General features: G+C 48.2%; 12 protein-coding genes. 10 read left to right on the forward strand and 2 right to left on the reverse strand.

Features of this window, described 5'->3' with window-relative positions; all coding sequences use genetic code 11:
- Positions 1–352: 352 nt before the first annotated feature.
- Positions 353–553: a cold-shock protein gene (locus BBI11_RS02105; protein WP_058381906.1), complete on the reverse strand. Its 201-nt coding sequence runs from the start codon at positions 551–553 to the stop codon at positions 353–355.
- Between the two features lie 215 nt (positions 554–768).
- On the opposite strand from BBI11_RS02105, the gene BBI11_RS02110 reads away from it, so the two are divergent.
- The 9 genes from BBI11_RS02110 (at position 769) to BBI11_RS02150 (ending at position 10,835) form a co-directional block, all read left to right on the forward strand.
- Positions 769–1,290, forward strand: a complete 522-nt coding sequence (locus BBI11_RS02110; RefSeq protein ID WP_068460173.1) for a P-loop NTPase family protein — start codon at positions 769–771, stop codon at positions 1,288–1,290.
- 92 nt (positions 1,291–1,382) lie between these two features.
- Positions 1,383–2,099: a hypothetical protein gene (locus tag BBI11_RS02115; protein ID WP_416383641.1), complete on the forward strand. Its 717-nt coding sequence runs from the start codon at positions 1,383–1,385 to the stop codon at positions 2,097–2,099.
- A 105-nt stretch (positions 2,100–2,204) separates the two neighbouring features.
- The gene (locus BBI11_RS02120) at positions 2,205–3,704 is read left to right on the forward strand and encodes a UDP-N-acetylmuramoyl-L-alanyl-D-glutamate--2,6-diaminopimelate ligase (protein ID WP_068460176.1); all 1,500 of its coding nucleotides are present in this window, start codon (positions 2,205–2,207) and stop codon (positions 3,702–3,704) included.
- Between the two features lie 80 nt (positions 3,705–3,784).
- The gene (gene fumC / locus BBI11_RS02125) at positions 3,785–5,167 is read left to right on the forward strand and encodes a class II fumarate hydratase (protein ID WP_068460178.1); all 1,383 of its coding nucleotides are present in this window, start codon (positions 3,785–3,787) and stop codon (positions 5,165–5,167) included.
- A gap of 256 nt (positions 5,168–5,423) precedes the next feature.
- A complete protein-coding gene (locus tag BBI11_RS02130; RefSeq protein WP_068460180.1) occupies positions 5,424–6,086 on the forward strand; it encodes a Dph6-related ATP pyrophosphatase in 663 nt (220 codons plus the stop codon).
- Between the two features lie 6 nt (positions 6,087–6,092).
- Complete coding sequence (locus BBI11_RS02135) at positions 6,093–7,088, forward strand: GNAT family N-acetyltransferase (protein WP_068460182.1); 996 nt, start codon at positions 6,093–6,095, stop codon at positions 7,086–7,088.
- A 191-nt stretch (positions 7,089–7,279) separates the two neighbouring features.
- The gene (locus BBI11_RS02140) at positions 7,280–8,857 is read left to right on the forward strand and encodes a BCCT family transporter (protein WP_068460184.1); all 1,578 of its coding nucleotides are present in this window, start codon (positions 7,280–7,282) and stop codon (positions 8,855–8,857) included.
- Between the two features lie 235 nt (positions 8,858–9,092).
- The gene (locus tag BBI11_RS02145) at positions 9,093–9,512 is read left to right on the forward strand and encodes a universal stress protein (protein ID WP_068460186.1); all 420 of its coding nucleotides are present in this window, start codon (positions 9,093–9,095) and stop codon (positions 9,510–9,512) included.
- Positions 9,513–9,569: 57 nt separating this feature from the next.
- Positions 9,570–10,835, forward strand: coding sequence for an MFS transporter (locus BBI11_RS02150; RefSeq protein WP_068460189.1), 1,266 nt, complete (start codon positions 9,570–9,572; stop codon positions 10,833–10,835).
- 25 nt (positions 10,836–10,860) lie between these two features.
- On the opposite strand, the gene BBI11_RS02155 is transcribed toward BBI11_RS02150, so the two are convergent.
- Complete coding sequence (locus BBI11_RS02155; RefSeq protein WP_068460191.1) at positions 10,861–11,403, reverse strand: recombinase family protein; 543 nt, start codon at positions 11,401–11,403, stop codon at positions 10,861–10,863.
- A gap of 176 nt (positions 11,404–11,579) precedes the next feature.
- Between BBI11_RS02155 and BBI11_RS02160 the strand changes: the two genes are divergently transcribed.
- Positions 11,580–13,040, forward strand: a complete 1,461-nt coding sequence (locus tag BBI11_RS02160; RefSeq protein WP_068460193.1) for a SulP family inorganic anion transporter — start codon at positions 11,580–11,582, stop codon at positions 13,038–13,040.
- The last annotated feature ends 88 nt before the right edge of the window (positions 13,041–13,128 follow it).

Here is a 13,128-nt window from a genome sequence, read left to right on the forward strand (position 1 = left end):
AATCACGGTAACTTTTGCTTCGCCTCAAGAAGCGATTTCCCCACTAGCCGGCAACTACCTAAGAAAGCAGAGCTAGTTAAACTGGCATCATCCAATGAAATCTCAAAGCCGCCGAGCGTAAAGGGGTGAGCCGATGCCATAAGACAGATGTTCTTCCTGGCTTATGGCAAAAGGCCAACCCAAAGCACGGCGGCGAAGGCTAAGGCAACAATCACACCAATAAGCAAATCATTTTCGCAAGCAAGTCCTAGCTAGCTCGATTTACAGAACTCGCTCCGTAGCATGCAATTATTTTTAGACAATAAAAAATGGACTCTTCCGAAGAAGAGTCCATTGAAAGGTTAAGGGTTAATTAAGCTTTTGATACGTTAGTAGCTTGAAGACCGCGTTGGCCTTGCTCGATGTCAAAAGTAACTTCTTGACCTTCGTCAAGAGTTTTGAATCCTTCGCTTTGGATAGCTGAGAAGTGTACGAATACGTCGTCTCCGCCTTCGCGCTCGATGAAGCCGAATCCTTTTTCTGAGTTAAACCATTTTACTTTACCTTGTTCCATGTGTGTTTCCTCCTCGTATGCTAATGCATACATTGTATTACTATCCTTGCTCAAATCCTTCAGATAAAATCTGATACTTAATGAAAAGCCATCGAACAAAAATAATTCTTCCTTAGAATAGCATGGTACTCTCCAGAATGCAAGGGTTAAGTTCGGTTGGTTCTTTTTCTCGCCATTCGTTATAGTTAAATGAAGAGGGAATGGGGGCGGACGCGATGCAGCGAATTATGGTGATCGGGGTGTCAGCAGGAGTTGGCAAATCAAGGTTTGCTAGACGTTTAGGGGAAGCGACGGATTTACCTGTGCATCATTTGGATGCATATTTCTGGAAGCCGGGATGGATCGAGGCAGAAGAAAAAGAATTTCAACGGAAGCAGCAGGAACTAACTGGTGGTAGCCAGTGGATCATCGAAGGAAATTATAACAGCACGGCCCATATCCGTTTGACTTCTTGCGATACACTGATCCAATTGCAACTCCCATTGTGGCATTGTTTGTGGCGTGTATTCAAAAGGCGCATTCAATACCGCAAACAGGCACGGCCGGATATGGCACCAGGGTGTCCTGAAAAAATCGATCGTGAATTTTTGAAGTTCATCGTGACGACTTATCACAGCCGGCAAAAATCCCAGCGGCATTTAATAGAAGAATTCAGTACCGCATTTCCTGAAAAACAAGTGTATGTTCTTCGCGGCCAAAAAGAAGTCGACTCTTTTATAACCTTAGCTAGTAAATAGTTTTAATTTTACAGTCAATTGAAAAAGTTTAAAGACGACGGATATCGAACATGATATTCTGATAGTACGAAAGAGATGAGGGGGAATGGGCTTTGAAAGACCATCTATATGAAGGGACACTGACCAATGTGCGTTTGCACAAGCAGGTGCCCATGTATATGAAGCGCCTGTACCTGGAAGATTTGGCTGAAATCGAACGGGTTCAGCAATTGGTCACCGACTCGCTGTCAGAGAAAAATACATTGCAGCCATTGTCGACCGAAGAATTTTTGTTTATCTTGAATCACAATGGGCTACTTGTTGGCGCATATGTGGAATCGGAGCTGGTAGCTTTTCGTGCCTTGCTCGTTCCAGAAATCGATGCGGAACACCTGGGCCGTGACATCGGGCTCGAAGAAGATGATCTTGGTAACATGATCTACCAAGAGATTTCAGCAGTGGTTCCTGAGTATCGTGGAAATCGGCTTCAGCAGAAGTTGGCCGAAGTGGTCATGAAAGAATTGCATAAGTTGGAGAAGAAATACCGCTACGTGGCCTGTACGGTCGCGCCGATGAATATTCCAAGTTTGAAGGACAAGTTCACTCAGAAAATGTACATTGCGGCTTTGAAACAAAAATACGATGGATTGGAACGCTATATTTTGGTAAAAGATCTCGATCAGCCCAATGCAACATACGGCAATTCAATCGCGGTAACGATTGACGATCTGAAAAAACAGAGAGAATTACTAAATGAAGGATATGTTGGAATCGGCTTCCAGATGGTCAAGGGCTTTCACGCGCTGCAATTTGCCAAACCTCTTAGTTGATCGATAATTTTTTTAAAAAAGCGGCTCGAATTGTGGAAGACACCGGCGCTTTCCTGTAAAATTATCAGAAATTCACATAAATTTATCTTCAAGAGGAGTTACGATATGAAGTTGCAATTTGCACGAATTCCCGGGGTACACATATTAAAATCATTCGGGCCAGAGTCAGCGGACATTCAGGCGATTGTCTACAACTCTTCTTCGGCACGGAATGGTTCTGCATTTTTCTGCGTTATTGGAGAGAATACAGACGGACATCTATACATAGAGCCTGCGATCGAAAATGGTGCGCAGGCAATCATCGGCTCCAATGAAGAAATCTTGGCCCAGCAAGCTAAGCACCATCCAATGATCAGTTTTGTGCTGGTGGCGGATGTGCGGAATGCACTTGCACATACGGCGGATTTCTTTTTCAGCTCGCCGCAGAACGATTTGTTTAAAATCGGCGTAACGGGAACGAACGGCAAGACTACTACGGCTACGTATGCCCGCAATTTGTTCAACTTGCTGGGCACGCCTTGTGGGTTTATCGGCACGACAGGTGTCGAAACGGCTCAAGGCAAAGTGCCGTTTGAAAAGAGTACGCCAACAACGCCAATCGCCTCGGACATCCACCAGATTTTCTCGATGCTAGTGGAGGCGGACACAGAGGCGGTCGCCATGGAAGTGTCTTCGACTGCGCTCGATCAGCAACGCGTGGAAGGTATTACGTTCGATGTGGCGATTCATACCAATTTATCTGAAGAGCATCTCGAATACCATAAAACTTTTGAGCATTACCGAGAGTCGAAGTTGAAATTATTCGAACGTGCGAAAGCGGCAGTCGTTAATCTCGATGATCCGGGCCTTAGTGAAGGTATTTTGGCGATGGCGGATTATCCGGTGCTGAGCTATAGCCACAATCCGGCTAGCGGTGCAGACCTCGTATGGGGGAATTACAGCGCCTCTGCGGAAGGCATGCGTTTTGAGCTGAATTATAAAGGCGACAGCCGAATAGTCGAAGCGCCATTATATGGCGATTACAATGCCGCGAATTTGACGGCAGCAATCGGAACGGCCTTGCATGCAGGGCATTCGATCGACCAAATCATTGCCGTCTTGCCGAACATGCCACAAGTGGAAGGGCGCTTTCAAGTCATCAGAGGCCCTGAGGAACGAACAATTATCCTTGATTATGCCCATACTCCAGTGGCAATCGATGCGGTCTTGACCGAAGCCCGTAAATTGCCCCACCGGCGATTGATCGCTCTCATTGCCGGCATCGGTATTCGAGATTTCGCAAAGATGCCAAAAATGGCAAAAGCGTCTGAAGGAAAAGCGGACGTTCTGGTCGTAACGGTCGACCATCCAGGCTTTAACGATCCGGAAGATGTGGTCTCTGAAGTGATCAAAGGCTTTAGCGTCCCGTATCTGCAAAAAGTGCTGAGAGCGCCTACGCGCAAGCAGGCAGTGGAAAAAGCATTGGAAGAAAGCGGACCACAAGATATCGTCTTGCTTTCAAGTGGCTGCATCAACGGAGCCCAAATCATTAAAGGGGAGTATATCCCGCATTCTGATGAAGCGATAATCGAAGCGTTCTTCTCGAGCAAAACTGGGGAATTTTAGCGGCGAGGGTCGCTTTTTTCGCGTGGAATGTGTTTAATAGAAGAGAAGCTAGATCAAGAATAAGAATTGGAGTGAATGGAATGCAGTATCGTACAGAAAAAGACACGATCGGTGAAATTCAAGTTGAAGCTGACAAAATGTGGGGCGCGCAAACACAGCGCAGCGTCCAAAACTTTGCCATCGGAACAGAACGTATGCCCCATGAAGTGGTCATGGCATTTGCTCAATTGAAAAAAGCGACAGCTAAAGCGAACCATAAGCTCGGCAAGATGTCCGACGCGAAGATGCGAGCGATCGAAACGGCTGCCAACGAAGTCATTGCGGGCAAATGGAACGATCATTTCCCACTCGTCGTCTGGCAAACCGGGAGCGGCACACAGTCCAATATGAACATGAACGAAGTATTGGCGCGTCGCGGAAACGAAATTTTGGCGGAGCAGGGATCGGATGAAAAACTTCACCCGAACGATGACGTCAATATGTCCCAAAGCTCGAACGATACGTACCCGACGGCAATGCACGTTGCTGGCGTTTTAGCAGTTACGGAGCAATTGATCCCAGCGGTCCAGAAGTTGAAAACGACACTGGATGAAAAAGCGAAGAAATTCGACGAAGTCATCAAAATCGGCCGTACGCATTTACAGGATGCTACACCGCTCACATTAGGCCAGGAAATCAGCGGCTGGCGTCACATGTTGGTGAAAAGCGAACGCATGATCAAAGAAAGCGTTGAGCATATGCGTGAACTGGCAATCGGCGGAACAGCCGTCGGCACAGGCATCAACGCAGACCCGAAATTCGGCGGCTATGTGGCGGAATTCATCGCACAAGCGGTCGGCACGGAATTTACTTCAGCGGAAAACAAATTCCATGCATTGACTAGCCACGATGAAATGGTCTACGTGCACGGAGCAGTGAAAGCACTTGCTGCGGATGCGATGAAGATCGCGAATGACGTCCGTTGGCTTGCAAGCGGCCCACGCAGCGGCATCGGCGAGATCACGATTCCAGCGAATGAGCCAGGCAGCTCGATCATGCCAGGGAAAGTCAACCCGACGCAAAGTGAAGCCTTGACGATGGTATCAGCACAAGTCATGGGTAATGACGCGGCGATCGGCTTTGCGGCAAGCCAAGGGAATTTTGAACTCAATGTCTTCAAACCGGTCATTGCCTATAACTTCTTGCAATCGGTTCGCTTGCTGACAGATTCACTCATTTCCTTCAACGACAATTGTGCGATCGGCATCGAAGTGAATTTGGACGTCATCGAAAATCACGTGAAAAACTCGTTGATGCTCGTGACCTCTCTCAACCCGCATATCGGCTACGAGAAAGCGGCAGCCATTGCCAAGCAAGCTCATAACGAAGGCACCACATTAAAAGAATCAGCAGTGAAGAGCGGCCATTTGACGTCGGAGCAATTCGACGAATGGGTACGCCCGGAGAATATGGTAGGAAAATAATGCAAACAGCCGGGAAATCCCCGGCTGTTTTTTTATGCGACAAGGAGTTTGGCGGTAGGAAATAGAAGTAGAGGGAACGAGAGTGATGAAATCGCTCCAGGCGGACGCTTTCCGCGGGCATGGCTTGAGCCTCCTCGGTCGCTATGCTCCCTGTGGGGTCTCAAGACTCATGCTATTCCCGCAGGAGTCGCCGCCTTCTACTCTTTCATCAAGACTATTAATAGCAAGATAAAAGAAATTACAGAAGAGGTGCAGTATGCAAAAACCATTTATCACATCATGGAGCGGCGGCAAGGACTCCGCTTTGGCCTATTACCGGGCGGTGCAGCAAGGGCATGTGCCAATCGCATTGTTCACGATGTTTGAAGAAGACGGGGAACGGTCGAAATCCCACGGACTGAAACAGCAGATTTTAGAAGCACAAGCGGAACGAATGGGCTTGCCATTAGTGATCGGTAAAGCCGATTGGTCAGGATACGAAGAGGAATTTATCCACCATTTGCAGAATTTTAAAGAACAAGGCATCGAACTGGGTGTCTACGGCGATATTGACTTGCAGGACCATCTCGATTGGGTAGAAAAAGTCAGTGACAAGGCAGGACTTGAAGTTTTGCATCCGCTCTGGCAAGAAGCCCGCCGGTCATTATTGGAAGAGCTGATCGAAGAAGAGTTTAAAGCTGTGATTACGGTAGTTGATACCGCGCGTGTCGGAGAGGAGTTTCTCGGACGCGTCTTCACCCGGGAACTGATCGAAGAATTGGAAGCACTCGGCATTGATGCCTGCGGAGAAGAAGGGGAATTCCATACGACATTGGTGGATGGCCCGATTTTTGTCGAGCCGTTGCCAGTGGAGCTTGGAACCATTGTGCACAACGGCCAGTACGCGATGCTTGAGGTGAAACTTCAAACAGGGGAGTGATGAAATGTGATCCAGATCATCAGTGTTGAAGAAAAGCATATCCGCCAAATGTCTGCATTGCTGTCAAAACGCCAAGCGAGGGAGCGGAAGATTTTCCCGTACCTGCCGGATAAATTTGAGGAAATTGACGAGGCGGAAGTGGTTATTCGTAAACAGCTCGAGCGTCCTTATGTCAGCGGCGTGGTTGCTGTGCGCGGCATCGACGTCATCGGGTACCTGATTTATGAGTTTAAAGAAGAAGCGCATCGCGGCCGTTACGTATGGATGGATTATGAATCGATGGCTATCAGTGAGCATGAACATCCGCGCCTATTGCGCTTATTGTATGCAGATGCCGGAACAGAGTGGATCAAGCATGGCTATTTCCATCATGTGCTGATGGCGTCACTCGGAGACGAAATGGTATTCGAGCAATGGATTGATCAAGGATTCGCCTTCGAGCAGAAATACGCCATCCTGTCACTGGATGATTACGAACCCAAAAACGGGACGTTGCCGGATCTTGAATTTCGCCGTGGCACGCAAGCAGATGCGCCGCTGTTGAAAAAGATGGCAGTATGGAACAGCATTCACCAAGCCGCTGCTCCGTCCTGGCATCCGATTACGAGAGAAACGATGGAAAATGTCCAAGAAAGTTATATGGCATTGACAGAAGACGAAGAAGCCTATCTTTGGCTCGTTGCCCAAGGTGAGCAAGCGGCCGGCTTCCATGTGTATTTTCGAAAAGAAGATTCTTTTAGCTTAGTAACACCCGAAAATTGCGTAGAATTGCCTGCCGCTTCGACCAATCCGGATATGCGTGGTCGCGGCATTGGCCGTGCACTGGCAAACTATTGCTTTGGGGAATTAAAGAAAGAAGGCTATGATTATATTTTTGCCGACTGGCATACGCCAAACCAAATGGCGTCTTATTTCTGGCCGCGGATGGGTTTCCAACCGGTCATGGTCAGGATGTCGCGTCAAATCGATCCGCGCATTTCATGGGCGCACGGACAGGACTAAGAGCGAGCATCGCTTTACTTGCTCCTGAAAATCAACTTCGTTATACTCGTGGGCGTGTTGGAAATGACAATATTTCCTGGGCTTTTCCCCTGAAAAAACTACATCTCTTTGTAGTTTTTTCTTTTTTTGTGGTTATAACAAGGAATCTAGAGGGAAGGCAAGAAAGGGATTAACTAATTGAGGGGGATTCGATGAAAAAGAAAGGCTTGATCGATTACCGGATTTTTCTTCCGGCTTTGATCATTATCATCGCAATCAGCGTTCCACTTGCGCTTTATGAAAGCCGTTCACTGGAATTGCTGAATGGGATTTTTACGACAATTGTTGACGTATTCAGCTGGGGCTATCTCTGGTACGGCATTATATTAGTTGGGGCTGCGTTGTATTTTTCGTATTCCAAATACGGTGATATCGTGCTCGGCGACCCGGCAGAAAAACCGCGCTTGACTTTATTTGAGTATGCTTCCATTTTAATCGCCATGGGACTCGGTTCGACAATTATGCGCACCGGTATGCTGCAATGGACATCGGTTGCGAACAACCCGCCGGCCGGCATGGACGCAGGTTCGCCGGAATCGATCCTGATGGGCAACGCCTACAGCATGTTCTTGTGGGGCTTTCAAGTATTCGCGATTTTCGTCATGATCGCGCCGGCGATGGCTTATACATTGCACGTCAAGAAAAAACCGATGATGCGCATGTCTGAAGCGGCACGTCCGGTGTTCGGTGATAAATTAACGGATGGCTGGGCAGGACGCTTGCTCGATATCTTGTTCTTGCTCAGCATCATGACCGGGGCAGCGGTCACGCTCGGCCTAGGTGCGCCGATCATCACATACAACCTGTCCGCTTTGCTAAACATTGACGTAACGTTCGTGTTGACGCTCATTGTCACGATTGTGTGGGTAGCGCTGTTTTCCGTCAGTGCCTATCTGGGTGTGGAAAAAGGCATCAAGCGGCTCAGTACCTTTAATATCTATTTAGCAGGCGCCTTTACCGTCTTTATTTTATTGGCAGGGCCAGGCGTCTTTATCTTGAATTACTTCTCGGACAGCGTTGCTTCGCTGTTCACCAATTACTTGAGTTTTTCACTCAATACGGACTCGGTCTACCAAGGCGCGGCGTCGCATGTGCAAAGCAATACGGTGTTCTGGTTTGCTTATAGCGCTACATGGGCGATGCTGCATTCGGTCTTTGCGGCCCGTATCTCGAGAGGCCGTACCATTCGTGAGATGATCATGACCTACCTATTGGCACCGACTCTATTGTCTTGGATCGCGACAGGCGTTCTCGGCGGGCTTGGTGTTCACCGTTACTTAACGGGAGAATTACCGATTTTGGATATGGTGAAGGAAAACCGGATGGCAGTTATTCCTGAAATTCTGGCTACCTTGCCGCTTGGCGGACTCGCAATTGTCGTCTTTATCATCGTCGCGCTGATTTTCCTGACGACGACGCTCGATTCGACGACTTACACGATTGCGGCTTATACGAGTACGCTCGATATGAGTAAAAACGAACCGCCGAAAATTTTGCGTATCCTAGTGGCTGGCATCATCACCGTCATTTCGCTGGTGCTCATGAGAATCGGCGGCTTGGCACCACTAGAAGTCGTTTCTGGTTTGATGGGCTTGCCAATCATTTTTATCACCTTCCTGATGATTTATTCAGCGAAAAAAATGATGGACCAAGACCGGGCATGGCTTACGAATGTGCGGGACAAAGAAACACCTTTGAAACGGTCGAAGCAGAGAACGAAAAGCGAATAAGTGTTCAGCTTATCTGGGCGCCCGGCTTTCATCGTATCGAACGAAAACCGGGCGCTTTTGTGTGTAGAAAACAATCAATCGCCTCTTCTGACAAGGAAATTCTGGACAAATTTGGTTGTAGCGTGGAAGATAAAGATAACGTCATCGGTTCGAATGCTGAAAGTAAGAAACCGATCGGCTAATTGACGAATGTTAAAAGTGTAAATGACCGACTCGTTAAAGGGAGTGTTGAAAAATGTACAAGAAAATTCTACTTGCTGTGGACGGTTCTGACCATTCAGTCCGCGCAGCTAAAGAAGCCGTGAAAATTGCAAAAGGATCTGAAGATTCACAGGTCACCATCGTTTTTGTAGCAGATCACGACAACGCAAAAAACGAAGTGCTTCACAGCGGCAGTTCCGCGGAGCTCGATTTCCAGCGCCGCAAGAAATTGCAGCCGGTCGAAGAAGCGATCGCATCGGAGAAAATCAAATACCGCGTCGAAATCCTACACGGGACGCCGGGCCCGGCGATTGTCGAATTCGCTAACGAAGAAGCGTTCGACATGCTCGTAATTGGCAGCCGGGGCTTGAATTCTCTGCAGGAAATGGTGCTTGGCAGCGTTAGCCACAAAGTGGTCAAGCGCGCGAACTGCCCGGTATTAATCGTCAAATAAGGAAAAGGGCTCCCGGGTGGAGCCCTTTTTGCTGTAGCAGGCAGGGAGGAGAACAAAGTGAAACATAATGCGCCAATACATACGCCATTTTATTATGGCTGGGTCATCGTCGCGATTTCGGCGTTGTCGTATTTCTTTTCGGGACCTGGCCAAACATTTTCCAATGCTATTTTCATTGATTATTATATCGAGGAGTTCGGATGGAGCCGTTCGACGGTGTCGGGAATTTATTCTGCGGCTACCTTGCTCGCTGGTTTCCTGATCTTCATGGTCGGCAGGCTGTTCGATAGTCAGGGAGCGCGCAAGATGGCGGTGATCATTTCTGGCTTGCTGGGGCTTGCTTGTTTGTTTAATGGCTTGATCGCCAACACCTTCATGCTGTTTGTTGGTTTCTTTTTCATCCGTTTGCTCGGACAAGGCTCCATGTCACTTACGCCAAAGTCATTGGTCCCTCAATGGTTTATCGTCAAAAGAGGGCGTGCACTCAGCTTGGCTGCACTTGGAGCGATGGTCGGTTCTGCGGTTTTTCCGCTGCTCAATGTGTGGTTGATTGAAACGGTTGGTTGGCGCATGGCGTGGATGTTGCTTGGTGCGTTTGTAGTGGTCATTTTCACGCCACTCGCGCTTTTGCTGATCCGCAACAAGCCGGAAGACATCGGCTTGCGTCCAGACGGGGAAGTGATTCCTGAAGGAGAAACGGCAGAAAAAAGCTTGTCAGCCGATATCAGTTGGACCGTGAAAGAAGCGCAAAAAACACGCGCTTTCTGGTTGCTGCTGTTTTGCGTCGCAACACCAGCCCTGGTGAACACAGGCATCACGTTCCATTTGGTGTCGATTTTCTCGCAACAATCATTGACACCCGAAGCGGCAGCGACCGTGCTCAGCTTGATGGCGGTCGTCGGTTTTCCTATCACATTCTTGGCCGGCTATTTGCTAGATAAAATCGAAGTGCGCTGGATGCTGGTCGCGTTATTTGCTGGGGAGATCCTGTTCATCTTGCTGCTCCAGCAAGCGACCGTTCTGTCGTTAGCGATCCTGTTTGGCGTTGTATGGGGAGTCGTGTCTGGAATTGAGCGGGTTACCTTAAGCATTGTCTGGCCCAATTACTACGGCCGGCAGTATATCGGCAGTATCAGTGGCATCGCCATGGCAGTTATGGTCATCGGTTCGGCTCTAGGCCCCTTGCCTTTTGGCTTGTTTTACGATTTTCTCGGCGGCTACGACGAAGCCTTAAGCTTTCTCCTCATTATCCCGGCCATGGCAATCGTCGCATCCATTCTAGCAAAACCACCCATAAAAGAAGAACTGAAAACAGAACAATAAAAAAAGAGCGCACTGGCGCTCTTTTTTAATTCTCCAAATAACGATACAAAGTAGACTTGCTAATGCCGGTCTGTTCTTTGATTTCCGCTAAGCTATGTGATTTGTTTTTATACATCTCGATTGCTTTTTTGACATTGGCATCGGGTTTGCGCGGACGCCCGGCGTGCATGCCTTTTTGTTTGGCTTCCGTTAAGCCGGCTTTGGTTTTGGCGCTGATGGAGTCGCTTTGGAAGTCGGCAATCGCTTTTGTGATCTCCAAAAAAGAAAACGAAGTTCCTTTCGTAGTGTCGATCTGTTCTTCAACGGCATAAAGAAAGGCAGCCTTGTCTTCCAACACTTCCACCAAATCGACTAAATGCCTTGTCGAATCCGCCAACACATGAAGTTTCATGACAACAATGTGGTCACCGGGTTTCACGGCTGCCATCATTGTGTCGAGCGCTATCCGCTGTTTGGGGGAACTATGTGATTCTATATGGATCGCCTCACAGCCGAACTCTTCAAAAAGGGCCTGCTGCTTGTGGCAGTCTAAATCTTCTTCAATGGCTCTTGCATAACCGATTCGCACCTAAAAAAACCCCTCACTGTACAAAGTGAATACATTATAACATATTAATTTTTAATAAAAACGGCCCAAAAAGGTTCCATTAATGGAGCGTCGGTGCTAAACTGTTTTCATTGTGAAAAAATAAGATTTCCGGTTCAGCGGAAATTTGCAAATAACCAATAGAGGAGCACGACCAAGTGAAACAAAGTCTTAAAACCCAATGGTTTGGGAATATCCGAGGGGATATCCTGTCGGGGATCCTCGTAGCCATCGCGCTTATCCCAGAAGCCATTGCCTTCTCGATCATTGCGGGGGTTGATCCCATGGTCGGCTTGTATGCTTCCTTCAGCATCGCCGTCATCATTGCCTTCGTCGGTGGACGCCCAGGCATGATTTCAGCTGCAACTGGGGCGATGGCGTTATTGATGGTGCCGCTCGTCCGTGACCACGGCCTGGAATACTTGCTTGCCGCTACGATTTTGACAGGAGTTATCCAATTGTTGTTTGGTGTCTTTAAAGTCGCGAAAGTGATGAAATTCATCCCGCGCGCTGTCATGATTGGCTTCGTCAACGCATTGGCCATCTTGATCTTTATGGCGCAAGTGCCGCATTTTATCGGCATCAATACGATGACTTACGTTTTTGTCGCCATTACGCTGGCGATTATTTACATCGTACCGCGTTTTTTCAAAGCTATCCCGGCACCGCTTATTGCGCTGGTGGTCTTGACTGCCGTAACGATCTACTCCGGTTTCGATTTGCGTACCGTTGGTGATTTGGGGACGATCAGCCAGACGCTGCCGAGTTTCCTGTTGCCGGATGTACCGTTTAACTTAGAAACCTTATCGATTATTTTCCCTTATTCGCTAGCACTGGCGATTGTCGGATTGCTTGAATCGCTACTGACGGCGAATATCGTCGATGACATGACCGATACAGCAAGCGACAAAAATAAAGAAGCCAGAGGGCAAGGCATTGCCAATTTCGTTACCGGCTTCTTTGGCGGAATGGCAGGCTGCGCGATGATCGGGCAATCGGTCATTAATGTCAAATCTGGCGGGCGAGGACGGTTGTCGGCACTTGTTGCCGGTACATTCCTGATGTTTTTGATCATTGTCCTTGGCAGTGTGGTCGTGCAGATTCCAATGCCGGTCCTTGTCGGCATCATGATTATGGTATCGATCGGAACGTTTGACTGGGCTTCTTTCACTTATTTGAAAAAAGCGCCGAAAACCGATTCGATCGTCATGGTCGCTACAGTCGCGATTGTGGTCTATACGCATGATTTATCAATCGGCGTATTGGCTGGGGTCTTGCTCAGTGCCGTCTTCTTCGTTTCGAAAATTTCCAAGATCAAAGTGGAAAAGCGTTTGCTCGATGCCACGCAATACCGTGTGGAGGGGCAGTTGTTCTTCGCTTCGGTCGAGGATTTCTTGGAAAAATTCGATTTTGATGTCGAACGCGAGAAAGTGGTCATCGATTTTACGGATGCCCATATTTGGGACGATTCCGGAGTCGGCGCCGTCGATCGGGTCGTATTGAAATTCCGCGAAAACGCCAATGAAGTGGAAGTGACGGGCTTAGATGCCGGAAGCCAGAAACTGGTCGATCAATTGGCGATTTTCCAAAGTTCGAACGCGAAATTACCCACTCATTAATAACAGAGCTTAGCCCATCCTTTTCGAAGGATGGGCTTTTTTTAGGGTTTAGAGCGTCTTAACAGTCAGAAAAGCGCTAAAAAGATTT

Source organism: Planococcus maritimus (assembly GCF_001687625.2).
GTDB classification, from domain to species: Bacteria; Bacillota; Bacilli; order Bacillales_A; family Planococcaceae; genus Planococcus; species Planococcus maritimus.